We start from the raw sequence: 24,261 nt of genomic DNA, 5'->3' as shown, positions 1-24,261 counted from the left end.
ACACTCAGCCCCGGGTGAGCTTCTTGTACGTGGCGCGGTGCGGGCGGGCCGCGTCCGCACCGAGGCGCTCGATCTTGTTCTTCTCGTACGACTCGAAGTTGCCCTCGAACCAGTACCACTTGGACTCGCCCTCGTAGGCGAGGATGTGGGTGGCCACCCGGTCCAGGAACCAGCGGTCGTGGGAGATCACGACGGCGGCGCCGGGGAACTCCAGGAGCGCGTTCTCCAGGGAGGACAGCGTCTCGACGTCGAGGTCGTTGGTGGGCTCGTCGAGGAGCAGCAGGTTGCCGCCCTCCTTGAGCGTGAGCGCCAGGTTGAGGCGGTTGCGCTCACCACCGGACAGGACACCGGCCGGCTTCTGCTGGTCCGGGCCCTTGAAGCCGAAGGCGCTGACGTACGCGCGGGACGGCATCTCGACCTGGCCGACGTTGATGTAGTCGAGCTCGTCGGAGACGACGGCCCACAGCGTCTTCTTCGGGTCGATGTTGGCGCGGCTCTGGTCGACGTACGAGATCTTGACGGTCTCGCCGACCTTGATGGAGCCGTTGTCCGGCGTCTCCAGGCCCTGGATCATCTTGAACAGCGTGGTCTTGCCCGCACCGTTCGGACCGATGACGCCGACGATGCCGTTGCGCGGCAGCGTGAAGCTGAGGTCGTCGATGAGGACCTTGTCGCCGAAGGCCTTCGAGAGGTTCTCGACCTCGACGACGATGGAACCGAGGCGCGGGCCCGGCGGGATCTGGATCTCCTCGAAGTCCAGCTTCCGCATCTTGTCGGCTTCGGCGGCCATCTCCTCGTAACGGGCGAGACGGGCCTTGGACTTGGTCTGGCGCCCCTTGGCGTTCGACCGCACCCACTCCAGCTCTTCCTTGAGGCGCTTGGCGCGCTTCTCGTCCTTGCGGCCCTCGACCTTGAGGCGCGCGGCCTTCTTGTCCAGGTACGTGGAGTAGTTGCCCTCGTACGGCAGCGCGCGGCCGCGGTCGAGCTCCAGGATCCACTCGGCGACGTTGTTCAGGAAGTACCGGTCGTGAGTGACCGCGACGACGGCGCCCGCGTACTTCGAGAGGTGCTGCTCCAGCCAGTTCACCGACTCGGCGTCGAGGTGGTTGGTGGGCTCGTCGAGGAGGAGCAGGTCCGGGGCCTCGATGAGCAGCTTGCAGAGCGCCACGCGGCGCTTCTCGCCGCCGGAGAGGTTGGTGACCGGCCAGTCACCGGGCGGGCAGCCCAGGGCGTCCATGGCCTGCTCCAGCTGGGCGTCCAGGTCCCAGGCGTTGGCGTGGTCCAGGTCCTCCTGGAGCTTGCCCATCTCCTCCATCAGCGCGTCCGAGTAGTCGGTCGCCATGAGCTCGGCGACCTCGTTGAAGCGCTTCAGCTTGCCCATGATCTCGGCGGCGCCGTCCTGGACGTTCTCCAGTACGGTCTTGGACTCGTCGAGCTGGGGCTCCTGCATGAGGATGCCGACGCTGTACCCGGGCGACAGGAAGGCGTCACCGTTGGAGGGCTGCTCAAGGCCCGCCATGATCTTGAGAACGGTGGACTTACCGGCACCGTTCGGGCCGACCACACCGATCTTCGCGCCGGGCAGGAAGTTCAGGGTGACGTCATCGAGAATCACCTTGTCGCCGTGCGCCTTGCGCGTCTTGCGCATGGTGTAGATGAACTCAGCCAAGAGAAACCGTCCGGCAGATCGATGGGTGGGCAGATACACCCCATCTTGCCTGACGGCTACCCCTGGGGGGAAACCCGTATCGCGCGGCACCCCTGACCTGCCCACCTTCAGGTCACCCCGCCGTAGTCGATCTGTCACAGGGTGTCGGCATCGACCCCGCCCGGCGGGCCCGCGTGGCCCGGAAGCTGCCCCGCACGACGAAGCGGCCCCGGTACGCGATCGCGTACCGGGGCCGCTGCCCGTCACCGGGCGCTCACTTCGAGCTCATGTACTGCCGTGCTGCTCGCTTACTGACCGGCGGTCTTCTTCTTGCGGAGGAAGAACACCGCGCCGCCACCGAGCAGCACCAGGACGACCGCCGCACCGGCGATCATCGGGGTGGCGCTGGAGCTGCCGGTCTCGGCCAGGTTGGTGCCACCGTTGGTCCCGGTCGAGCTGCCACCGGCCGAGGCGGGGCTGGGCTTCGAGGACGGGGCCGGGCCGGTGCCCGCCGTCTTGCAGTCCAGGACACCGGAGAAGTGCTGGCCCGCGATGGTGAAGTCGTACTTCTCGTCCTCGGCGACGGGGAACAGCACGGACTTCGAGCCGCCGGCCGGAACCGTCGCGATGGTCTTGCCACCGACGGTCACCGGGAAGGCCTCGTCACCCTTGTTGGTGACGGTGATGTCCACGCCGCCCTTGGCGCAGTCCTTCTTGACCGACACGGCCGGGATGGCGCCCTGCTTGGCCCAGGTCACCTTGGCCTCGGCGTTGACCGTCGAGTCGCTGGAGCCGGCCAGGATCTGCGTCTGGCTCTTGGAGTCACTGGCGAACGCACGGCCGACCGGCACCTGGGTGGTGGCGGACAGGCGCAGCGAGCCGGAGCCCGGCTGGGCAGCCGCGGGCACGTCGAAGAAGAGCTGGCTGTTGTTGGCGGCGGAGCTTACGGTCTTCCCCGCCTTGTCGACGATCTTGACGCCGGCGGCCTGGAGCTCCTGGGACGGCGTGACCGTCACCTTGTCGGCGTTGGTGTGCACCGTGACCGGGCCGAGCTTCTGACCGGCCTTGCCCGCCACCGAGGCGCCGTCGAGCGTCAGGGAGGCCCTGGGCTCCTCGACGACCTTCGCGTTCTTGAACAGCCAGTCGGCCAGGGTCTGCGCGTCCTTGCCGGCCGCGTCGACCTTGACGTGGTCCGAGTAGCGCCAGATCGCGACCTGGGTGGCCGCGGCCGCCTCGGCGTTGCTGAGCTTGCCGGTGACGCCCGCGTCCTTGGCCAGCTGGCCGAGGTCGTTCTTCTGCGGGTAGGAGTTCTCCAGGATCCAGCGGATCTTGCCGGCGTCCTTGTTGTTCGCCAGCGAGGTGCCGCTCCACGGCGTCTCGCGGTACTGGGCCTCGCGCTGCGTCGGGTTGTGGATGTCGATGCAGTACGTGCGCAGCGTGCCGCCACCGTCGACGTTCATCCGGAACAGACCGGCGGAGACCTGCTCCTTGTGGCCGTTGTCGCCCGTGATGACGGCGTCGGCGAACGAGCCGGGCTCAAGGCCCTGGATGGTGGCGGTCGCGCCGCCCTGGCCCTGCTGGTCAGGCGTGTCCGCGACGGCCGCACCGGCGCCGGCTATCGCTCCGGCCGCGACGAGTCCCGAGACGGCTGTGGCGGTGGCGAGGCGCAGAGCACCCCGCTTGCGGGCGGTACGCCCGTGAACGGCTGAAAACACAGAATTCCCCTTCGGGCGAGGCACTTTCGCATGTGGTGCGCGTGCACTAGAGGTGCGCGTGGGGGAAGTGCCTCACCGGCAGACTCAAGTGCCCCGTGAGTACGCGGGAATCCTAGGGATACGGAAGTCGACGATCCGCTGCGATGACATCAGATAAGCATTCTGATTCGGAATCGTTATCCCGGAACGCGCGCGCCACCTGGCCTTATCGACAAATCTCCGGTACAGAAAGGGAGTTTCGGGACACCTTTACTGCTCAACCATCCCTCCACTCCCCCTCTCCGCTCCCTCAAGTGCCCCCGGCTAGACGCCCATCGGTACGGTCGCCGCCGCCTCGGATGTGGCCGATTCCCATACCACTGTCGGGACACCTCTGGCCGAAATCGGTTGGCCCGCCCCGGACGCAGCCGGTTCACGGCCGGGTGCCGGGCCGCCCTCCCCGCCCTGGACCCCGGCCCGTTCGACCGGAGCCGCCTCGCCCTTGAACACCCGGCGGAACGCGGTGGTCCCCCGCGACATGTCGTGCCCGATCGCCACGGCGTCGACGTCCGCCGAGAACCACCGCGGCCCGTCCCCCCGCTCCTCGTCCCTCACCTTCAACCGGCCGTGCACCACCAGCGGTTCTCCGATGGCGACCGAGCCCGTCAGATTCATCCCGAGCGCCCGCGCCGCCCACACCGTGTAGAAGCTGGTGGCCCCGTCCACCCAGGACTGCTTCTCCCGGTCGAAGCGGCGCGCGGTCACCGCGAGCCGGAACCTGGCCGCCCCGCCCGTCGCCGACTCCCGCCACTCCACCTGCGTCGCCACATTGCCGACCAGCGTCACCATCGTCTCGTTCACTGCCCTCAACCCCCGTACTCCGTAGAACCCGTGGGCCCGAACCCTCGTACGCCGGAGCGGGGAGGAGGCAAAGAAAAGCCCCGCCCGGCCCGGCACTCGATCGAACCCTTGCGCTGTCGATCTCCATGCTGGACCGGACGGGGAGTCTGTGCCGGAGCCTGTGGACCACCGTCCGGTTGTGGAAAACCCGCTCACCCGGCCGCGCCGCTCAGGCCCACCCGGCCGCGCCCTTCGTGCTCACCCGCCCCCTCAGCCGGCGCTGCGGCCGCCCCGGATCACGCCGACCCCGCCACCGCCGCGTACTGCTCCCGCACCTCCCGGTACCGCAGCAGTTCGGCGGCCACCGGGTCCAGGACCCTGGCCCGGCCGCAGCCGGCCGCCGCCTCGCGGAGTCTGCGTTCGGTCTCCTGTCCGTAGCGCCGGCCGGGCCCGCGGGCCGCCACCGCGCACGCCCACTCCACCAGCGGGCCGCCCACGATGCCGCCCAGCATCACGAGCGCGGGGACGATGAGCCCCGGCCGCAGCACCCCAATGATCTGGCCGAGCAGCCAGAGCCCACCGGCGACCTGAATGCCCGTCATCACCATCTGGACCAGCACCGCGGCCGGCCACCAAGGGGGCCGGGGCGAGGTGCCGCGCTCCAGTTCCTCCCGTACCGCGAGTTCGTCCAGGGCCTCGGGGAGCCCCTCGGCGCCGCGCACGGCGGACTCCCGCACGGCCTGCGCCCAGGGTGCGGGCAGCCCGGCCGAGGCCTCGTCGGCGACCGTACGGACCGCCTGCTCGACCCGCTGACGGGCGGTGACCTCCTCCTCGACCTCGGCGTCGGCGCGGGTCCGCTGCGCGGCCGGGCTTCGGAGCCGGTCCAGCCAGCGCCACAGCCGCAGCCACGGAGTCCCGCACGCGTGCTGGGCGTTGCGCTGCCACTCGCGTTCGGCTGCCTCCCCCGCGGCCGAGGCGCCGACCGCCGCGGCGAGGCGGTCCGCGAAGTCCTTGCGGGCCCGCTCGTCGAGCCCGGACCGGCCGTCCGCGACGTACAGCGGACGCAGTTCGGCGGCGGCCGCGTCCACGTCGGCGGACAGTCGACGGGCGGCGGCGCCGCGTTCCTGCACGAACCGGCCGAGCTGTTCGCGGAGTTCCCCCACGCCCTTGCCGGTCAGCGCGGACACGGAGAGCACCGAGGCGCCGGGCTCGCCGTGTTCGCCGAGCGCCATGCCGTCCTCGTCGAGCAGCCGGCGCAGATCGTCGAGCACCTGGTCGGCGGCCTCGCCGGGGAGTCGGTCCACCTGGTTGAGCACGACGAAGCTGACCTCCGCGTGCCCGGCGAGGGGCCGCAGATAGCGCTCGTGGAGCACGGCGTCGGCGTACTTCTCGGGGTCCACCACCCACACGATCGCGTCGACCAGGGCGAGCACCCGGTCGGCCGCCTGGCGGTGCGAGACGACCGCCGAGTCGAGGTCGGGCAGGTCGACGAGGACCAGGCCCTCCAGGTCGGTGCCCGCGCTGTCGAGCGGCCGTCGGCGCAGCCGGCCGGGGATGCCGAGCCGGTCGAGCAGCCCGGCGGCGCCGTCGGTCCAGCTGCACGCGATGGGCGCGCCGGTGGTAGGCCTGCGCAGTCCGGTGTCCGAAATCTGGCTTTTGGCCAGGGAGTTGAAGAGGGTGGACTTGCCGCTTCCGGCGGCGCCCGCGATGGCGACGACGGTGTGCCGGGCGGAGAGCCGCTGGCGTGCGGACGCCTCGTCGAGCACCCGCCCGGCCTCGGCGAGTGCCTGGGCGTCGATCCGGGTGCGGGAGAGCCCGACCAGTTCGCGCAGCGCGTCGAGCCGGCCCCGCACCGCACCGACGTACGGCCCGCCGATGGGCTCGAAATCGAGGTCGTCCTCCTGTGGTTCCTCGTCCTCAGGGGTGGTCGTCTCGCCGGGCTCGGGGGCGCGCCGCGCGATCAACCCGTCGGCCCATTGGTCCTCGACCTGCTGCGTCATGCCGCTTTCCTCTCCTTCTGCACCGCGGACAGTGCGGCGATCAGCTCGGCCTGCGGCTCGGGCGTCACCTCAAGGGCGTCCAGCGGCGCGAGCCGGCGCTCGCGTTCGGCGCCGAGCACCTGGTCGATGTATGTGGCGACGAGTTCGCCGCCCTTGTCGCGGAGCCGCAGCGCACCCTGGGCGCCGATCCGCTCGGCGAGCCGCTCGCCCGCCCGGCCGGCCCTGCGCCCGCCGAGCAGCGCGGCCGCGAGGAGCGCCGCCACGGTCTCGGGATCGGGGGCCAGCGAGCGTTCCATCTCCCGCACTTCGTCCTCGGCCAGCTCTTCGAGCACCCGCCGCCAGCGCCGCACGGCGAGCCCGATCCGGTCCTCCGGGTCCGCGTGGGGCACGCCGTTGCCGAACCGCCCCGCCGCCGGCTCGCGCGCCCACGCCTCCCTGACCCGCTCGTCCGCCGCGGCCGCCGCGCACCGCAGCAGTTCGGCGAGGCTGTCCACCAGCGCGTCCAGGAGCTCGGCGGACGAGGCGCCACTGGGGTGGGCGCGCCAGCGGGTGAGCGCGTCCCCGGCGAGCACCCCGCCGGCCTGCAACCGCCGCCGCACCCGGGCGCCTTCCTTGGCGTACGCGTCCTCGACCGCGCCGGTGAGGCGTACGGCGGCGGCGTACTGGGCGGCGACGGCCGAAGCGAGCTCCGGCATCCGCGCGTTGAGCGACTCGATCGCGCCCGACGCGGTCCGGGCCACGGCCTGCTGGCGGGCGGCCGGGTCCTGGCAGCGGTGGAGGAGCCAGGCACGCAGCGCGGCGACCGCGGTGGCGGGCAGCAGCCCGTGCGAGGCCCCGGCGGACTCGGGCAGTTCGGGCACGGTGAACCGGGGCACGTCCCCGAGCCCGGCCTTGGTGAGCAACGCCCCGTACTGCCGGGACACTTCGGCGAGCACCGGGTGCGGCACCCGGTCGAGCACGGTGACGAGCGTGGCGTCGTACTCCTTGGCGGTACGCAGCAGATGCCAGGGCACCGCGTCGGCGTACCGGGAGGCGGTGGTGACCATGACCCACACGTCGGCGGCGCAGATGAGTTCGGCGGCCAGAATCCGGTTGCTGACGACCAGTGAGTCGATGTCCGGGGCGTCCAGGAGCGCGAGCCCGCGGGGCAGCGTGGTGGCGGTCTCGACACGCACGGCCCCGTCGTCGTCCCCGCCGGGCAGCTCGTCCCCCTCGGCGTCGTCCTGCTGCTGCGGCAGCCATACGCGGGTGAGTCCGGGCAGCACCCGCACCCCTGCGAACCAGTCCTTGTCATCGGGGTGGCATACGAGCACAGGAGTACGGGTGGTGGGCCGCAGCACCCCGGCCTGGCTGACCCGCCGCCCCACAAGGGAGTTGACGAGCGTGGACTTCCCGGCACCGGTCGACCCGCCAATGACAGCCAGCAGAGGGGCTTCAGGATCCTTCAGCCGGGGCAGCAGATAATCGTCAAGCTGTGCGAGCAGCTCGCTGCGCGTCTGCCGGGCGCGTGGAGCACCCGGCAGGGGCAGCGGGAGACGCACGGCGGCGACACTGTCGCGCAGGGCGGAGAGTGCGTCGATGAGCTGAGGCCGTACGTCCATGGTCACCACATGCGAAGAATGCCCAATTTTGGCGCCTTTTTGAAGCGTATGGCCACTTCCGCGCGCGTCCGTAGGCCGCCGGGACATACCGAACGGACACATGGGACACACGGGACGAGTGGGGCGCAGGCATAACGAGTGCACAACACCCTGCGCCGCGAGCGTCAAAAGCGCTGCGTGATTCGCACCTACCTGCGATTATCGGTTCGCTTCACCGAACCTCCACATCGTGCCACGCAGGTGAAGCAACCGGGACGAGGTGACAGGAGCCCTATCCTTGTCCCCGGCAAGGTCATCGGCCCGGGACCCGTCCCGGACCTCCGCCCTTGCCCGCCCGGGGCTCCAGGCCACCGAGGCCCCATCCGGCCCCCGTAGCTCAGTGGATAGAGCAGGCGCCTTCTAAGCGCTTGGCCGCAGGTTCGAGTCCTGCCGGGGGCGCCCAGGTCCACCGGGCGTCCGGCCCTCCTTCGGGAGGGCCTTTTTGCTGGTGGGGGGAGGCTAGCGAGAGCCAGGTAGAACGGGCGTAAGGGTTGGCCGGTCCGCTGGTGGGCGGATACGGGCACCTCGCCGTCGCGGCATCGACGGGCACGGCGTGCTCGCGGCGCACCGCGCCCTCGTCATCGCCCCGCCGGCGCGGCACCGGCACCCGCACCCCGGGCACCGCTGGGTTCGCCGCATGAGCCCTGCCTCCTCCCGCCCGTGCGCAACGGCCCGCAGGACGCCGCCAGCGCCGACCGCCGTGCTCGCCCGCCTCCGAGCACAGCGGCACTCCCCCGTGGAGGGGGTGTACGGCAGGGGGATCCGGGAGCTTCCCACCACCGCCCGCGCCATCGCCGCGGCGGGGCGGGGCACGGCGACGCAGGGTGGGGCCGTCACGCCTCCGGTGGCTCTCCGCCCAGCTCCCGGTGTACGAGATCCGTCTCCTCCGCCGTCAACGCACGCTCCGGCAGCGGGCGTTGGGCCGTGGCCCGGAAGCCGTCCAGGAGGAGGGCCAGGGGGCGGCGCCAGGAGCCCGGGCGGATGGACTCGATCGCGGGGAGCGAGGCGCCCAGGGCGCTCAGGGCGAAGAGGAGGTCCTCCGTGACCACGTCCGTACGCAGCTCGCCGTCCTCGGCGGCCCGGCGCATCAACCCGCTCAGGGTCGCGTGATTGTGGACGTGGATGGCGTCCAGGGTCGGGGCGCCCTCGATGCCCGTGGTCATCAGGTCGCTGACACCCCGGTCCCGGGCCAGCAGCGCGCACACGCCCTCCAGGTACGTGGTCAGCGCGCCCCACGCGTCGCCCTCCAGGCGCGCCCTCTCGCCGGAGGCCATCACCGCCGCCAGGTCGTCGTGGAAGACCGCCTCCACCAGGTCGCCCCGGGCCGGGAAGCGCCGGTACAGCGTCGCGTTGCCCACCCCCGCGCGCTTCGCGATCTCGTCCAGCGGGACGTTGATCCCCTGCTCCGCGAACAGTTCCCGCGCCGCCGCCACCAGCAGATCCCGGTTCCGCAGCGCGTCGCGCCGCAGGGGCGCGGGCTTCTTCTTGTTCGGCTGCTGATGGTTCTGCTGATGGTGGTGACGGTTCTGCTGTTGATTCTCCGGCGGGGCCATGGGGCCAGACCCTATATCGGCAAGCGAGGACCCCTCCCCGGTTGCCGGGCCCGTCCCCGGCCCGGCCGTCACGGCCCCCCGCCTCAGTTCATGCTGTACGACCAGTCCGGCTGCCAGGCCCTGCCGATCAGGCCCCGGTCGCCGGCGCCGACGACCAGGCGGACCCCCACCGTCCCGGCCGGCCCGTGCCGCAGCCGGGCGCGGGCCAGCATCACCACCGCCGCCAGGCCGTACTTGTCGATCAGGGCGGTCCGATAGCACACCGTGGACTCCTCGTCGAGGAACGCCGCTCTCGCCCTCAGCGCGGCAGCCCCGATCAGGATCCCGGAGCCCGCGCGCAGCCGCCCGGCGAGCGACGAGCTCTTCGGCGTGAGAATGCCGAGGGCCGACCCTCCGTCCCGGATCACCCACCTCCGTTCGGTCACCGGCGCGCCGCCCGGACCGTACGTGGTCACCAACAGGCGCCTGGCATCGGCCAGTTGACCGGCCCCGGTTCGCGTCGACATCCGCACCCCGTTCAATGCCCGGCACCCCCGTGGCCGGCCGCGAGGCTCTCGCGGTCCTCCGGCGTCGCCTTCGCGACCTGCCCGCCCTCGCCGAAGTACGCGCGGGACAGCCGGGCCCGCAGCGACTTCCCGTCGGCGAGCGGTTCGGGCTGTTCGTGCGCCGTCAGGGTGTGCAGCCGTTCCGCGGGCAGTGGCTCATGCACTTCGACGTACTCGCCGTGCGGCAGCTTCTTGATGCGGCCGGTCTCCCTGCCGTGCAGGACCAGGTCGCGGTCGCGCCGCTGGAGGCCGAGGCACCAGCGGCGGGTGATCTCGAAGACGAGCACCGGCACCACGAAGAAGCCGATCCGCACCGTCCACGTCATCGCGTTGAGCGAGAGGTGGAAGTGGGTGGCGAACAGGTCGTTGCCGCCGCCGACCAGCGTCACCAGGTACAGGCTGATCCAGGCCGCGCCGAGGGCGGTGCGTACGGGGGCGTTGCGCGGCCGGTCGAGGAGGTGGCGCTCGCGCCGGTCCTTGGTGATCCACGCCTCCACGAACGGATAGACCGCGATCAGGCCGAGGATCGTCGGGAAGAGGAGGAAGGGGATGAGCACCCCGAGGGCCAGGGTGTGGCCCCACGCGTTGACCTCCCAGCCCGGCATCACCCGGATCAGGCCCTCCGCGAAGCCCATGTACCAGTCGGGCTGGGCGCCGGTGGAGACCTGGTCGGGTTGATGGAGGCGATCGCGGCCACCACCGCCGTGACCCCGAACACCAGGAAGAAGAAGCCGCCGGCCTTCGCCGCGTACACCGGCAGGAGCGGCATGCCGACCACGTTCCTCTCGGTGCGGCCGGGCCCGGCGAACTGGGTGTGCTTGTGGAAGAAGACCAGGATCAGATGGGCCACGAGCAGGCCCAGCATGATGCCCGGGATGAGCAGGACGTGCAGGCTGTAGAAGCGCGGAATGATGTCCGTGCCCGGGAACTCCCCGCCGAACAGGAACATTTGGATGTACGTCCCGACCACCGGCACCGACAGGATCACGCCCTCGATGAAGCGGATGCCCGTACCGGAGAGCAGGTCGTCGGGGAGCGAGTAGCCGAAGAAGCCGTCCAGCATGCCGAGGAACAACAGGCCGAAGCCGAACAGCCAGTTGACCTCGCGGGGCTTGCGGAAGGCGCCGGTGAAGAACACCCGCATCATGTGCACGAACATCGCCGCGATGAAGATCAGCGCCGCCCAGTGGTGGATCTGCCGGATCAGCAGCCCGCCGCGCACCTCGAAGCTGATGTGCATCGTCGAGTCGAAGGCCTCGGAGACCTTCTGGCCGTTGAGCGGGACGTACGAGCCGTCGTAGACGACCTCCACCATGCTCGGCTTGAAGAACAGCGTCAGATAGACGCCGGTCAGGATGATGACGACGAAGCTGTACAGGCAGATCTCGCCCAGCATGAACGACCAGTGGTCCGGAAAGATCTTCCGCATGTTGCTCTTGGCGAGCCGGTGCAGGCCCACCCGCCCGTCCGCCCAGTCGGCGATCCGCTCTCCACGCCCTGCCACCCCGAACCCCCTCGCTCCAGCGCGCCCTCGCTGAAGACGCGCACGTCGGACGTCGGCAGGTACTGACCGCTCCACTCCCGTGCCGACCTCCGCATACTAACCGGGGAAAGTTCCCCACTTAAGCTCGGCCCCCACCCGTCCCCGGCACCCCTATGCTTATTGCGAAGTAGTTGCAATAGCGTCAGACCAGGCAGAAGGGGTGTTCGGGGTGGGCTGTCCAGTGGTGCTCGGAATCGAGTCGTCCTGCGACGAGACCGGGGCCGGTCTCGTGCGGAACGGGCGGCTGCTCGGCCATGCGGTCGCGTCGAGCATGGCCGAGCACGCCCGCTACGGCGGGGTCGTGCCGGAGATCGCCGCCCGCGCCCATGTCCACTCCTTCACCCCGGTCGTGCACCGGGCGCTGGACTACGCGGGGCTGCGGATGTCCGACATCGGCGCGATCGCCGTGACCACCGGACCCGGCCTGTCCGGCGCCCTCCAGGTCGGCCTCGCGGGCGCGAAGGGACTGGCGTACGCGCTGGACGTACCGCTGTACGGCGTCCACCACCTGGCCGGGCACGTCGCGGCCGACACCCTGGAGCACGGCCCGCTGCCCGACCCGTGCATGGTGCTGATCGTGTCCGGCGGCCACACCTCGCTCCTGCTCGTACGGGACCTGGCCCGCGACCCGATCACCCACCTCGGCGACACCCTCGACGACGCGGCGGGCGAGTGCTTCGACAAGGTCGCCCGCGTCTTCGGGCTGCCCTATCCCGGCGGCCCCGCCATCGACCGGGCGGCCCGGGGCGGCGACGCGGACGCGGTCACGTTCCCCCGGCCGCTCACCGGGCCGCGCGACGACCCGTACGCCTTCTCCTTCTCCGGGCTCAAGACGGCCGCCGCACGCTGGGCCGAGCGCCACGCGGGCACCGAACTCCCCGTTGCCGACGGCTCGGCGGCCCTCCAGGAGGCGATCGCCGACGTACTGACCCGCAAGGCGGTGGACGCCTGCCGGACGCACGGGGTCGACACCCTGGTCGTGGTGGGCGGGGTCGCCGCGAACTCCCGCGTGCGGTCCCTGGCCGAGCAGCGCTGCGCGGCGGCCGGGATCACCCTGCGCGTCCCGCCGCTCGGCCTGTGCACCGACAACGGCGCGATGATCGCCGCGGTGGGCGACCTGCTGGTCCGCGCGGGCGCCGAGCCGGCCCCGCTGTACGTCTCCATCGACCCGTCCGCCCCGCTGGAGTTCGCGGCCCTGCACCCGGTCGCGCGGGGCGTGCGGGCCGCCTGACGGCAGCGGGCTTTCCCCGGCAGTCGCGCCAGGTGGGCGGGTGCCTCGCAGGACGGACAGGTAGCATGCGCCAGTTGATGGTGAGTCAGACGCGCCCGTGCGGCCGGGGTCCGTCCGAAAGGTTGTAGCGCAACTTGAAAGACGATAAGGCGACGATGACCGCGAACCGCGAACCGCGAACCGCGAACCGCGAACCGCGAACCGCGAACCGCGAACCGCGAACCGCGAACCGCGAACCGCGAACCGCGAACCGCGAACCGCGAACCGCGAACCGCGAACCGCGAACCGCGAACCGCGAACCGCGAACCGCGAACGGGTGGCGCGTAGCTTTTCGGGGTGGCCATGCACGCTAGCCAGCCCCTTCGCGTTCCCGTCGGGCCCGACGCCCACCGGTGGCGCACCTTCCGTGCCGAGAAGACCCTGGTCGTGGCCGCCCGGACGGTGACGTCGACGGTCCGCGTCCTGGAGTGCCTGCCCACCCTGGTGCGCGACGACAGCCGTGTCTCCGTCGTCTTCGCCTACGATCCGACGTCCGCCTTCAGCGACGGCGTGCTGCAGCTGCTCCACGATGCCGGGTGCCGGGTCATGCCCTGGGAGCAGCTCGGCCGCATCAGCCCCGACCTCATCGTCACCGCCAGCGAGAACATCGACGTGCCGGACGGCGACTGCCCGGTGCTCGTGCTGCCGCACGGGGTGGGGTTCCAGAAGCTGGTGCCCGATTCCCGCAGCGCGCGGGAGCGCCTTTCCGGGCTCGTACCGGATGCGCTGCTGGAGGCCGGACGGGCCTGGCTGGCCGTTTCGCATCCCGACCAGGAGGAGCAGCTGCTCGCCGCCCACCCCAAGACCGCCGGGCGCACGCTCCCGGTCGGCGACCCGTGCTTCGACGAGCTCCTCGCCGGAATGCGTCAACGCGCCGTGTTTCGGAAGGACTTGGGGGTCGAGGACGGGAGGCGGCTCGTCCTGATCAGCTCCACCTGGAAGGACACCTCCCTCATCGGGCAGGACCCGGAGCTGCCGGCCAGACTGCTCGCCGCGCTGCCGTACGACGAGTACCGGGTGGCTCTCGTCGGACACCCCAACATCTCGGCGTCACACGGGAGTTGGCAGGTCCGCACGCTTCAGACGGCCGCCCGCGACGCGGGGCTGCTGCTCGTGCCGCCGGTGCACGCCTGGCGGCCCGCGCTCGTCGCCGCGGACGTGGTGATCGGCGACCACGGATCGGTGACGCTGTACGGGGCCTGCCTCGACATTCCCGTACTGCTCGCGGCGTTCGGGACCGACGCGGTGCCGGGCACGGCGGCCTTCGACCTCGCCCGGCTGGCGCCGCGCCTCGACCCGCGCGCCGACCTGGCCGAGCAGGTCGAGGAGGCAGTCCGCGCCCACACGCCGAATCGCTACTCCCCTGTGGCCGAGCGCGCCTTCGCGGACCCGGGGCAGGCGCATGCCCGGCTTCGCAGCGCCCTGTATCGCCTGATGGAACTGCCCGAGCCGGCCGCCGCGGCGCCGTACGCCCCTCCCCTGAGCGGCGCGGACATCGACACCGTCCCGTGCAGGTCGTGGTGGGTCTCCACCGTCGTGTCCACCGACGAATCGGGGCCGGTCACCACCGTCCGGCGCCATCCCGCTCCGGTGTCCGGCGCCGTCGAGGAGGGCGCCGATACGTTCGCCCACCTGGCCTGCGCGGAGGACGAGCCGGACCGGCGGCTGGCCGAGAGCGCGTCGGTGATCGTCCGGCAAGGCGGGGCGCCCACGGCAGTTGGCGCCCTGCGCTGGATCGCCGACACGCTGGAGCGATTTCCCGGCTGTCTCCTGACCGCCGTCGCCCTGCACACCGGCAGCGTTCTCGTCGGACTGCGGGACGGCCGAGTCGTCGAGGCCACCTCGACCGGGCCGGCCGCGGACCCGGGTCTCGCGGCTGCCGTCGTCTACGCGTGCCTACGGGCGGGGCAGCAGCCGGCGGACGCCCTGGTCACGCTGCGGATCGGCGCCGCCCGCACGGAGGATGTCGCCCTGCGGCTGCGGGCGGCCGGCCACTCCGGCTGAGCGGGACTCACTCCTCCCCGTCCAGCTCCCCCAATCGCGCCCGGATCTCCTCCGCGAGCGGGCTGCCTCCCGCCTCGTGGATCTCCAGCGCGCGGGACAGATCGGCGCGCAGGTGGGTGCGGTCGCCGCCGTCGCGCTGGGCGATGTCGGCCAGTTCCAGGAGGGCCTGGGCCTCGTAGTGGGTCGCGTCCGCCTCGCGCAGGACCCGTACCGCCTCGCGCAGTTCGCGGTCCGCCTCCGCGCGCTGACCGAGGTGATCGTGGGCCCGCCCGATCGCGGCCGTCGCGCGGGCAGCCATCCGCACATCGGGATCCGCGAGGCCGAGCAGCGCCTCGTGGGCCTGCTTCAGCGTGTCCAGGGCCAGGGCGGAGTCGCCCGCCGCATCCTGCGCGCAGCCGAGGAAGAAGGTCACGATGGCCGCACCCCGCAGCTGGCCCGCCTCGGTGTTGAGACGCAGGGACTCCTCGTACACCTCGATGGCCCGGGAGGTCTCGAAGCGGTCGCAGTACCGGCCGAGGAACTCCAGGACCGATGCCCGCAGTTCCGTGTGATGGGCCACCTCGGCACACGCCTGTGCCGTGTTCAATTCCGTACGGGCGCGCTCGTCCTCACCGAGGTCCATCAGCGGGCGGGACAGGAGGCTGCGCAGGCGCGCCTCGGCGGCCGGTTCCAGAACGGCGGACGCGTAGGCCGCTCCCAGCTCCAGCGATTCCTTCCAGTCCGCGACGTACCTGCGGTGCAGGAACAGGACGGTGAATCCCTCCGCCAGTTGCCAGCCCTTCATGTAGAGGCGGTGGTCGCCGGCCTCGCGCAGCACGGCCAGGATGTTGGCACGCTCCGCCTCCAGCCAGTCGAGCGGGTCCGGCGCGTCATCGGCCGCGAACGGGTCCGGGTTGTTGGCGAGCAGCTCAGCCAGGTCCGCGATGCGCAGCCGGTCGAGCCGTACGGCGCGGTCGGCGAACGCCGTCAGGGCGAGGTAGTGCGTCAACACCCGCTCCACGACGCCCAGTTGGCCACCGTCCACTTCCTCCGACTCCGCGCACTCGCGAGCGTGCAGCCGTACGAGCTCGTGGAAGCGGTAGCGGTCCTCGCCGGTCTCCTCCAGAAGGCTCGCCCCCACGAGCTCGTCGAGCAGCGACCCGGCGGCGAACCGGTCCGCACCGAGGGCGGCGGCGACCGTTCCCGTCTCGAAGGTGCGGCCGGGGATCCAGCTCAGCAGCCGGTAGCAGCGGGCCACTTCGGGCTTCAGCCGCCGGTAGGACGCGTCGAACACTGCGGACACCGGGTATTCCCCTCCCAGGGACATCGCGGACAGCCGGCGGTTCTCGTCGGACAGTTCGGCCACGAGGGCGGCCATCGTCAGGCGGCGCCGGGCGAGCAGCCGGGCCGCGACCACGTGCAGGGCGACGGGCAGTCCGCCGCACAGCTCGACGAGCCGCTCGGCCGCAGCCCGGTCGGCGTCGACCGCCTCCTGGCCGCAGCGGTCGGCGAGCAGCTCCAGGGCGCTGTGCGGGCTCAGCGGCTTCAGGGACATCAACTCAGCCCCGTCGATGACCAGTTCGCGCAAGGATGTGCTGCTGGTGACCAGCACGGCGCTGCCCGGCCCGTTCGGCACGAGGGCCCGCACCTGGGCCGGTGCGTCGACGTTGTCCAGGACGAAAAGGAGCCGCCGCCTGCCGGTCCGCTCCCTCAGCAGCCTGGCCTGCTCGGGCAGGGTGCGCGGCAGGTAGTGCTCCTTCACGCCGAGGGAGCGCAGACACATCCCCAGGGCGGCGGACACGTCCGCGCCGCCCGCCTGGCCGCGCAGCTCCGCGAAGTCGACGTAGACCTGCCCGTCCGGGAAGTACGCGCGCGAGCGGTACGCGCACTGGCGGGCTGTCGCCTTCTTGCCGACCCCGGGCGGGCCCGCGAACACGAACACGCCAACGTGCGCGGCCTCGCTCGCCCCGGCGGAAAGGGCGCCGTCAAGGGTCGCGAGCGTTTCCGTACGGTTGAAGAACCCGGCGCGCGGGGCCGGTACCCCGTCGGGGCGATCCTCGGACGACGACCGCGGGTTTGACGTGATGCCGGCGTGGCGCCCAGGGACAGCCCGCTCGCCCCCGTCGGCGCCCGCGAGAGCCAACCCGGCGGCTCCCGTGAGCTCGGCGAGCAGGACACGCAGCTCCTGCACGGCGTCCGGGTCCTGTTCCAGGGTCCGACGGACCAGGCTCGTCAACTCCTCGCGAGAACCCGGGAGTTCATCCTCCCCCGAGCCGTTCTCCCCCGGGCCTCTGCGGGCGAAGAACCGCGCCACCCGGGCCCGCGCCTGCGTCCAGGACTCCGAGACCATGAGCCCCATCAGCGTGGTCACCGCCGTTCCCACGAGCGCCGCCAACTCGAATTCCACAGAGCCCCCTTGTGTCGTGCCCGCGAACGGAGATGCCGCAGATGGACAGAGATACCGAGGTCACACCGGTAGACAGCCCACGGTAGAGAGATCAGCCCGGCTTGGACAGTGCGACCTGCGGCGCGGCACGGCGAGATCCGGCCGAGCCGCGCCACCCGGAGCGACCGGAACGGCACCGCCGCGACATCCGGCCCGCCCGCACCACCCGGAGCCACAGGCCCGGCCGCCGCCTCAGTGCCCCACCCTGGCCAGCGCCGCGTCCGGGTAGCGGCCCCCGGCGACCGCACCCTCGGGGACGGCACGGGTCAGCAGGGCTGCCTGCTCGGCGGTCAGGGTCAGCTCGGCCGCCGCCGCGTTCTCCTCGACGTAGCGGCGCTTCTTCGTGCCGGGGATCGGGACGATGTCCTCGCCCTGGGCGAGCAGCCAGGCCAGGGCCGCCTGCCCGGGAGTGCAGCCGAGCTCGGCCGCGACGGCGCGTACCGCGTCCACCAGGGCCAGGTTGTGCGGGAAGTTCTCCTCGGCGAAGCGCGGCCAGCGCCTGCGGTTGTCACCACCGTCGAGGTCGGCCGTGGAGGTGATGCTGCCGGTGAGCATGCCGCGGCCCAGCGGGCTGTACGCGACCACGGCGATCCCCAGCTCGCGGCACGCGTCCAGCACGGCGCCCTCGACGACGTCCCGGGTGAACAGCGAGTACTCCAACTGGACGGCGGCGATGGGGTGTTCGGCATGCGCCCTGCGCAGCGTCCCGACGCTGATCTCGCTCAGCGCGAGGTGGCCGACCTTGCCCTCGGCGACCAGTTCCGCCATCGCGCCCACCGTCTCCTCGATGGGGGTGGCGGGGGCGCGGCGGTGCACGTAGTACAGGTCGATGTGCTCGACGCCCAGCCGCCGCAGCGAGGCCTCGCAGGCGTTGCGGACGTGGGCCGCCGAGGTGTCCACGCGGTCCACCCGGCCCGTGTCCGGGTCGTGCCGCAGCCCGAACTTCGTCGCGATCACCAAGCGCTCCCGGTCGGCCGCGCGCCGCCGCAGCCAGCGGCCGAGGAACTCCTCGTTGGCGCCGCGGCCGTACGCGTCCGCCGTGTCCAGTAGCGTGACGCCCAGGTCGAGCGCCCGGTCCAGGGCCCGCTCGGACTCGGCGTCGTCCGCCACCCCGTACGCCGTCGACATGCCCATGCACCCCAGGCCCACGGCCGGGACGGTCGGTCCCCCGGTGCCAAGCTCGCGATACCTCACGTGGCGTTCAGCTCCCCTTCTGTCACTCTGCGAAGTTCCAGCCCCTCGATTCTCCCGCATTCCTCCTGCGTACGGGCCTCCGTGCGGGCGGGGAGGAAGCCGGTCGTCCGGGCCTCAGGGGGCTCTTTGTAAGCTCGACAGGGCGCACCCACCCCATGCCGTTCCACACGCGCGCGGCCCCGCGAGAGGAATCACCATGACCACCGAGTTGAGCCCCGACGCCCTGGCTGGGCTCCTCGACCAGGCCCGGCAGGACTACGCGGCACTTGCGGCCCGCAGCCTCAAGCTCGACCTCACCCGGGGCAAGCCCGCGCCCGAGCAGCTCGACCTCTCCGAGGACCTGCTCAGCCTGCCCGGCGGCCGCTACACCTCCGCCGACGGCACGGACGTACGCAACTACGGCGGCCTCCAGGGCCTGATCGAGCTCCGGGAGATCTTCGCCGAAGTCCTCCAGGTGCCGGCCGGGCAGCTGCTCGCCCTGGGCAACTCCAGCCTTGAGCTCATGCACGACTGTCTGGTGCACGCGATGCTGAGCGTCGTACCCGGCGCCGAGTCCCACTGGGTGGACCAGGAGCGCCTCGCGTTCCTGTGCCCGGTGCCCGGCTACGACCGGCACTTCTCGCTGTGCGAGCGGTTCGGCATCGAGATGATCCCGGTGCCGATGACCGACGCGGGTCCGGACATGGACGTCGTGGAGCGCCTGGTCGCCGAGGACGCGGGCATCAAGGGCATCTGGTGCGTGCCGAAGTACAGCAACCCGAGCGGCATCAGCTACAGCGACGAGACCGTGGCGCGCCTGGCCCGCATGGAGACCGCGGCCCCCGACTTCCGGATCTTCTGGGACAACGCCTACGCCGCCCACCACCTCACCGACGAGCCCGCCGAGATCGCCGACCTGCTCGGCGCCTGCGCGGCGGCCGGTCACGCGGACCGCGCGTTCGTCTTCGGCTCCACCTCGAAGATCACCGCCGCGGGCGCGGGCGTCGCCTTCTTCGGCTCCTCGCCCGCCAACGTGCAGTGGCTGCTCGCCAACAACTCCAAGCGCTCGATCGGCCCCGACAAGATCAACCAGCTGCGCCACGTCCTGTTCCTGCAGGACGCCGACGGCGTGCGGGCCCACATGGAGCGCCAGCGCGCGCTGCTCCAGCCGAAGTTCGAGATCGTCCAGCGGATCCTGGAGAGCGAGCTCGGCGGCACCGGCCTCGCGAGCTGGACGGTCCCCAAGGGCGGCTACTTCGTCACCCTCGAAGTCCCCGAGGGCTGCGCGAAGGAGGTCGTGGCGCGGGCCGGCGAAGCGGGCGTCGTCCTGACCCCGGCCGGTGCGACGCACCCGTACGGCAACGACCCGAAGGACGCCACCATCCGCATCGCGCCCAGCTACCCGGGCCCGGCGGAGCTGGAGCAGGCGATCCTGGGCCTCACGGCCTGCGTGCGGCTCGTGGGGTACGAGAAGCTCCTCGCGGCCTGAGCCGGACGAACCGATACAGGGAGGCCGCCCGCACACGCCGAGGGTGTGCGGGCGGCCTCCCTGTATCCGGGGATACGAGCCCGGGCCTACGACACGATGTCCTTGCGGGCGAACCCGCGGAAGGCCAGCGCGAACAGGACGAGCGCGTACGCCACCGACACCGCCGAGCCCTTCAGCATGCCGCCCCACTCCAGGTGCGGCTGGAGCGCGTCGGCCCAGGCGAACTGCCAGTGCGCGGGCAGGAAGTCCCGCCAGTCACCGAGCGCCGTCACCGCGTCCAGGACGTTGCCGACGATGGTCAGGCCCACCGCGCCGCCGACCGCGCCCAGCGGGGCGTCCGTGCGGGTGGAGAGCCAGAACGCGAGCGCCGCCGTGACCAGCTGGGACACGAAGACGAAGGCGACCGCGATGGCGAGCCGGGGTAGGGCCTGGCCCGAGCCGAGCGAGCCGCCGGTCGGGATCTGGAGCGGCCCCCAGCCGTAGACCGCCGTGCCCGCCGCGAGCGCCACCACGGGAAGCAGCACGATCGCCGCCGCGCTGAAGGCGAGCGCCACCGCCAGCTTCGACCACAGCAGCCGGGCCCGGGGCACGGGCGCGGCCAGCAGATACCGCAGCGACGACCAGCTCGCCTCCGAAGCCACGGTGTCCCCGCAGAACAGCGCGACCGGCACCACGAGCAGGAACCCGGCCGACACGAACAGGCAGGTCGCTGCGAAGTTGGCGCCGGACGCGGTCGCCGTGTCCATCAGCGTGATGCGGCCGTTGCGGCTGCTCGGGCTGCCGCCGATGGCGAAGGCGACGATCAGGACGAACGGCAGCGCGCCGAGCACCGCGCCCATGACCAGGGTGCGCCGGCGCTTGAGCTGCCGTACGGCCTCGACGCGCAGCGGCAGGGTGCGCCGGGCCCGGTAGCCGGGGGCCGTCTCGCCCGACGGGGACTCCATCAGCGTGGTCATGCGGAACCTCCGATCAGGGTGAGGAACGCGTCCTCCAGGCGGCGGTGCGGGCCGACGCCGGTCAACTGCACGTCCAGGCGCAGGAGTTCGGCGATGAGCTCGGTGGTGGTCGCCCCTTCGAGACGGATCAGGAGGCCCTCGTCGGTGCGCAGCGCCGAGCCGATGCCGGGCAGGGCGGCCACCTTGTCCACGACGGCCTCGGCGACCGGTTCGGCGGTGGTGACGAGCAGCGTGTCGCTCGCGCCGGTGATCTCGGCGACGGGACCCGCCTGGACGAGCCGGCCCCGGTCCATCACCACCAGATGCGTACAGGACTGCTCGACCTCCGACAGGAGGTGGCTGGAGACGATCACGGTGCGGCCGCCCTCGGCGTACCGGATCATCACGTCCCGCATCTCGCGGATCTGCGGCGGGTCGAGCCCGTTGGTCGGCTCGTCGAGGATCAGCAGGTCCGGCATGCCGAGCATGGCCTGCGCGATGGCGAGCCGCTGCCGCATGCCCTGCGAATACGTGCGGACCGCGCGCTGGAGGGCGTCGCCCAGGCCCGCGATCTCCAGGGCCTCCTCGATGCGGGAGTCCTCGGCGGGGCGGCCGGTCGCCGCCCAGTACAGCTCCAGGTTCTCCCGGCCCGACAGGTGCGGCAGGAAGCCGGCGCCCTCGACGAACGCGCCGACCCGCGAAAGCACGGGCGAGCCCGGCCGGATGGCGTGGCCGAACACGCGGATCTCGCCGCCGTCGGGCCGGATCAGCCCCATGAGCATGCGCAGGGTGGTGGTCTTGCCCGCGCCGTTGGGCCCGAGCAGTCCGAGCACCTGGCCCTTCTCGACCCGGAAGGAGAGCTCGCGCACCGCGTACCTGTCGCTGGACTTGGCGTACTTCTTGGTCAAGTCCGTGATCTGGAGCGGCACTTGGGCCAGCTCCGGGTCGGGCTCGGGGGTGTGGGTGCGCCGGGTGACCAGGAGCGCGCCGCCGATCACTGCTCCGGCGAGCGGCAGGCCCCACACCCACCAGGAGAGACCGGCGGAGGCGGTGCGCGCGGCGGGCACGGTGGGCACGCTCAGGCCGCCGCCGTCCAGCGAGACGGTGTACGTGGCGGGCCCGGCCGGGGAGGCGAAGCCGAGGTCGGTGGCGGCCACCACGAGGCGCAGCCGGTGGCCGGCCTCGACGTTGTGGTCGACGGCGGGCAGGGTCAGCTCGACGGTCTTCCCTTCCTTCGCTCCGTCGACCCTGATCGGGGCGACGAGTTGGGAGGGCAGCACCTGCTGCTTGCCGTCGGGGCCGACGTCGTACACCTTCCCGAAGAGCACGGCGGCGTCGCCGCTCGACTTCACCTTGAGCTTGACGGTGGGCGAGCCGGTGACGTGGACGCCGGTCTTCAGGGGCGCGGAGTCGAACCGGGCGTACTGGCCGGGGAAGTCGAGGGAGAGGCCGACACCGAGGGAGGAGAGGCTGGACAGGCCCGCGCCGAGGCCGGGCACCGCCGAGATCGCGGGCGGTGCTCCGCCCGGCGGGTTGTCGAAGCTCTGCTCGCGGCCGGTCAGCGCGATCGTCTGCCGCCCGCTCTCCAGGCCGGGGTAGCTGCCGCTGCTCGCACCCCTCAACTGGGCCGCGCCATCAGTGGAGTTGACGCCTCCGGTGCGGGTGACACGGAAGGCGGGCCCGGTGTCGGCGCCCTTGTCGTCCTTCAGATACCGGTCGAACCACCGGGTGACGCGGGCCCGGGTGCGGCCGGTCTCGCGGTCGCCGCCGTCGTGGCCGCCCGCGATCCAGTCGACGGAGACGGGGGCGCCGTTGGCGGCGATCCGCTTCGCCATGGCGTCGGCCTGGCCGAGCGGGAACAGCGAGTCGGTCTGGCCCTGCATGATCAGCGCGGGCACCTTGATCCGGTCGCCCACGGCGGACGGGCTCTTGGATGCGAGGAGCTTCTCTGCCTCGTCGTCCGGCTGCCCGGCGGTCGCGACGCGTTTGTACATCGCGCAGATCCCCGGCTCGAACTTCTGGCAGCCTCCGGCCGTGGAGACGAAGATCCCCGCCCAGAGCTTCTTGTAGACCCCGTCTGGGAAGAAAGCGTCCGACAGGTTCCAGTACGTCATCTCCGGGGCGATCACGTCGACCCTCTTGTCGTACCCGGCGGCGAGCAGCGAGATCGCCCCGCCGTACGACACCCCGGTCACGCCGACGCGCGGGTCGCCCGCGCCGTCCAGCCGCACCTCGGGCCGCTCGGCCAGCCAGTCGATGAGCCGCGACACGTCCTTGACCTCGAACTGCGGGTCGTTGAGCCCGATCTGGCCGGTGGACTTGCCGAAGCCGCGCGCGGACCAGGTCATCACCGCGTACCCGTCGCGCGCGAGCTGCTCGGCCTGGCCCTTCACCTCGTCCTTGCTGCCGCCGAAGCCGTGTCCGATCAGCACGGCGGGCCGCTTGTCCTGGGCGCTGCCCGCCGTGAAGAACGAGGTGTCGATCTTCGCTCCGGGCATGTCGAGCACCCGGTCCTCACGGTGCACGGCGGGGGCGCCCGAGGCGCCCGCGGCACTCCAGACACCGGCCCCGGCGAGCGCGGCAAGGGCGGCCGCCCCCGCGGCCACCCGCCATCGGCGTCTGCGCATGCTGATCTCCATCCCCCAACGGTATGCGCCCGCACCGACAACCGAGCCTGCCGCTGGGTGGAAGTGCCTGCTGTACCCGGGGAGTACGGTCGCACCGTCCCGTACCGCAGCGGGAGTAGTGGGCCCGCCGTACGCACACCGCGGGAGAAGGGCGGGCCCGCCGGGGACAGCCGCGCAAGAAGGACGAGGCCGTCCCGCACCCACCCCACGAGAAGCACGAGGCCGCCATGGACACGCCGCACGAGAAGGGAGCACCCGTGATGGGGAGTCCGTACGAGATCCACCGCGCCACCACCACGGCCGAGTTGACCGCCGCACAGCACCTGTACGACGGTCCCGCCCGCGAGGAGTGGGCGGCCCGGTTCCTGGCCGCGCCGGGCCATGTGATGCTCATCGCGTACGCCGGTGGCGCCCCGGTCGGCTTCGTCTCCGGCATCGAGATGCTGCACCCGGACAAGGGCAGCGAGATGTGCCTGTACGAGCTGGCGGTGGCCGAGGCGCACCGCCGCCGGGGCATCGGGCGCGCCCTGGTCGACGCGCTGGCCGCCGTCGCGCGGGGGCGCGGCTGTTACGACATGTGGGTGGGCGTGGACACCGACAACGACGCGGCGCTCGCCGCGTACCGCGCGGCGGGCGCGCAGGACGACGGCCCCTTCGCGATGCTGACCTGGCCCTTCGCCTGACCGGCCGGGGGGTGTCGCGGTGAGCGCCGCGACCTTCCGGTGCGCGTGAACGAGCAGTTCGGCGAGGCCAGGGTGGCCATGGACTTCAAGCAGTTCGGGGCCGCCAAGCCGGTCCGGGTGCCGGCCGCCTCGGACACCGCGGACATGACCGACGCGGTGAAGAAGCAGGGCACCCTGGCCGGCTGACGGGCC

General features: G+C 72.0%; 16 protein-coding genes, 1 tRNA gene and 1 pseudogene. 6 read left to right on the top strand and 12 right to left on the bottom strand.

Annotation, left to right across the window (positions count from 1 at the left end; genetic code table 11):
• Window positions 1-4: 4 nt before the first annotated feature.
• The 5 genes from ettA to ACSHXC_RS25215 all read right to left on the bottom strand — a co-directional run bounded on the left by ettA (window position 5) and on the right by ACSHXC_RS25215 (window position 7,783).
• Entirely contained in the window at window positions 5-1,669 is a 1,665-nt protein-coding gene (gene ettA / locus ACSHXC_RS25235; protein ID WP_438293772.1) for an energy-dependent translational throttle protein EttA, read from the bottom strand.
• A 287-nt stretch (window positions 1,670-1,956) separates the two neighbouring features.
• Window positions 1,957-3,363 carry a Cys-Gln thioester bond-forming surface protein gene (locus ACSHXC_RS25230; protein WP_438293771.1) on the bottom strand — a complete coding sequence of 469 codons (1,407 nt, stop codon included), beginning with the start codon at window positions 3,361-3,363 and terminating at the stop codon, window positions 1,957-1,959.
• 303 nt (window positions 3,364-3,666) lie between these two features.
• Entirely contained in the window at window positions 3,667-4,203 is a 537-nt protein-coding gene (locus ACSHXC_RS25225; protein WP_438293770.1) for a single-stranded DNA-binding protein, read from the bottom strand.
• Window positions 4,204-4,478: 275 nt separating this feature from the next.
• A complete protein-coding gene (locus tag ACSHXC_RS25220; protein WP_438293769.1) occupies window positions 4,479-6,182 on the bottom strand; it encodes a GTPase in 1,704 nt (567 codons plus the stop codon).
• Window positions 6,179-7,783: a dynamin family protein gene (locus ACSHXC_RS25215; RefSeq protein ID WP_438293768.1), complete on the bottom strand. Its 1,605-nt coding sequence runs from the start codon at window positions 7,781-7,783 to the stop codon at window positions 6,179-6,181. Before ACSHXC_RS25215 ends, ACSHXC_RS25220 begins: the two co-directional genes overlap by 4 nt.
• Window positions 7,784-8,148: 365 nt before the next feature.
• Here ACSHXC_RS25215 and ACSHXC_RS25210 point away from each other — a divergent pair.
• Window positions 8,149-8,221, top strand: a tRNA-Arg gene (locus ACSHXC_RS25210).
• 434 nt (window positions 8,222-8,655) lie between these two features.
• On the opposite strand, the gene ACSHXC_RS25205 is transcribed toward ACSHXC_RS25210, so the two are convergent.
• From ACSHXC_RS25205 to qcrB, 3 genes and pseudogenes are all read right to left on the bottom strand, one after another.
• A complete protein-coding gene (locus tag ACSHXC_RS25205) occupies window positions 8,656-9,375 on the bottom strand; it encodes a TetR/AcrR family transcriptional regulator (RefSeq protein ID WP_438293767.1) in 720 nt (239 codons plus the stop codon).
• An 83-nt stretch (window positions 9,376-9,458) separates the two neighbouring features.
• Entirely contained in the window at window positions 9,459-9,881 is a 423-nt protein-coding gene (locus tag ACSHXC_RS25200; RefSeq protein ID WP_438293766.1) for a PPOX class F420-dependent oxidoreductase, read from the bottom strand.
• Between the two features lie 11 nt (window positions 9,882-9,892).
• Window positions 9,893-11,424 (bottom strand): annotated as a pseudogene (gene qcrB, locus ACSHXC_RS25195) (cytochrome bc1 complex cytochrome b subunit).
• A gap of 208 nt (window positions 11,425-11,632) precedes the next feature.
• Between qcrB and tsaD the strand changes: the two are divergent.
• Both tsaD and ACSHXC_RS25185 read left to right on the top strand, forming a co-directional pair.
• Window positions 11,633-12,694, top strand: coding sequence for a tRNA (adenosine(37)-N6)-threonylcarbamoyltransferase complex transferase subunit TsaD (gene tsaD, locus ACSHXC_RS25190; RefSeq protein WP_438293765.1), 1,062 nt, complete (start codon window positions 11,633-11,635; stop codon window positions 12,692-12,694).
• Window positions 12,695-13,036: 342 nt separating this feature from the next.
• The gene (locus ACSHXC_RS25185) at window positions 13,037-14,737 is read left to right on the top strand and encodes a CDP-glycerol glycerophosphotransferase family protein (RefSeq protein WP_438296812.1); all 1,701 of its coding nucleotides are present in this window, start codon (window positions 13,037-13,039) and stop codon (window positions 14,735-14,737) included.
• 7 nt (window positions 14,738-14,744) lie between these two features.
• Here the strand turns inward: ACSHXC_RS25185 and ACSHXC_RS25180 are convergent, their stop codons facing one another.
• Window positions 14,745-17,123: an NB-ARC domain-containing protein gene (locus ACSHXC_RS25180; RefSeq protein WP_438293764.1), complete on the bottom strand. Its 2,379-nt coding sequence runs from the start codon at window positions 17,121-17,123 to the stop codon at window positions 14,745-14,747.
• A gap of 231 nt (window positions 17,124-17,354) precedes the next feature.
• Window positions 17,355-18,356: an aldo/keto reductase gene (locus ACSHXC_RS25175; protein ID WP_438293763.1), complete on the bottom strand. Its 1,002-nt coding sequence runs from the start codon at window positions 18,354-18,356 to the stop codon at window positions 17,355-17,357.
• 196 nt (window positions 18,357-18,552) lie between these two features.
• Here ACSHXC_RS25175 and ACSHXC_RS25170 point away from each other — a divergent pair, with 196 nt between their 5' ends.
• Window positions 18,553-19,824 carry an aminotransferase class I/II-fold pyridoxal phosphate-dependent enzyme gene (locus ACSHXC_RS25170; protein ID WP_438293762.1) on the top strand — a complete coding sequence of 424 codons (1,272 nt, stop codon included), beginning with the start codon at window positions 18,553-18,555 and terminating at the stop codon, window positions 19,822-19,824.
• An 86-nt stretch (window positions 19,825-19,910) separates the two neighbouring features.
• On the opposite strand, the gene ACSHXC_RS25165 is transcribed toward ACSHXC_RS25170, so the two are convergent.
• Together ACSHXC_RS25165 and ACSHXC_RS25160 are read right to left on the bottom strand one after the other, a co-directional pair.
• Window positions 19,911-20,780 carry an ABC transporter permease gene (locus ACSHXC_RS25165; RefSeq protein WP_438293761.1) on the bottom strand — a complete coding sequence of 290 codons (870 nt, stop codon included), beginning with the start codon at window positions 20,778-20,780 and terminating at the stop codon, window positions 19,911-19,913.
• Window positions 20,777-23,386 (bottom strand): alpha/beta fold hydrolase, encoded by a 2,610-nt coding sequence (locus tag ACSHXC_RS25160; RefSeq protein WP_438293760.1) that lies wholly within the window; start codon window positions 23,384-23,386, stop codon window positions 20,777-20,779. Before ACSHXC_RS25160 ends, ACSHXC_RS25165 begins: the two co-directional genes overlap by 4 nt.
• 227 nt (window positions 23,387-23,613) lie before the next feature.
• Here ACSHXC_RS25160 and ACSHXC_RS25155 point away from each other — a divergent pair, with 227 nt between their 5' ends.
• Both ACSHXC_RS25155 and ACSHXC_RS25150 read left to right on the top strand, forming a co-directional pair.
• Window positions 23,614-24,069 (top strand): N-acetyltransferase family protein, encoded by a 456-nt coding sequence (locus ACSHXC_RS25155; protein WP_438293759.1) that lies wholly within the window; start codon window positions 23,614-23,616, stop codon window positions 24,067-24,069.
• Window positions 24,070-24,114: 45 nt separating this feature from the next.
• A complete protein-coding gene (locus tag ACSHXC_RS25150) occupies window positions 24,115-24,255 on the top strand; it encodes a hypothetical protein (protein WP_438293758.1) in 141 nt (46 codons plus the stop codon).
• The last annotated feature ends 6 nt before the right edge of the window (window positions 24,256-24,261 follow it).

This window comes from Streptomyces sp. HUAS TT7, from assembly GCF_051550175.1.
GTDB lineage: Bacteria > Actinomycetota > Actinomycetes > Streptomycetales > Streptomycetaceae > Streptomyces.
Note: the sequence above shows the minus strand (reverse complement) of the source record. Positions and strands in the feature narration are given on the sequence as shown.

Coding starts and splice junctions, on each gene's coding strand:
- ACSHXC_RS25165 (WP_438293761.1), bottom strand. CDS start 20,780: ATGACCACGCTGATGGAGTCCCCGTCGGGCGAGACGGCCCCCGGCTAC.
- ACSHXC_RS25220 (WP_438293769.1), bottom strand. CDS start 6,182: ATGACGCAGCAGGTCGAGGACCAATGGGCCGACGGGTTGATCGCGCGG.
- ACSHXC_RS25155 (WP_438293759.1), top strand. CDS start 23,614: ATGGACACGCCGCACGAGAAGGGAGCACCCGTGATGGGGAGTCCGTAC.
- ACSHXC_RS25215 (WP_438293768.1), bottom strand. CDS start 7,783: ATGGACGTACGGCCTCAGCTCATCGACGCACTCTCCGCCCTGCGCGAC.
- ACSHXC_RS25185 (WP_438296812.1), top strand. CDS start 13,037: ATGCACGCTAGCCAGCCCCTTCGCGTTCCCGTCGGGCCCGACGCCCAC.
- ACSHXC_RS25200 (WP_438293766.1), bottom strand. CDS start 9,881: ATGTCGACGCGAACCGGGGCCGGTCAACTGGCCGATGCCAGGCGCCTG.
- ACSHXC_RS25160 (WP_438293760.1), bottom strand. CDS start 23,386: ATGCGCAGACGCCGATGGCGGGTGGCCGCGGGGGCGGCCGCCCTTGCC.
- ACSHXC_RS25170 (WP_438293762.1), top strand. CDS start 18,553: ATGACCACCGAGTTGAGCCCCGACGCCCTGGCTGGGCTCCTCGACCAG.
- ACSHXC_RS25205 (WP_438293767.1), bottom strand. CDS start 9,375: ATGGCCCCGCCGGAGAATCAACAGCAGAACCGTCACCACCATCAGCAG.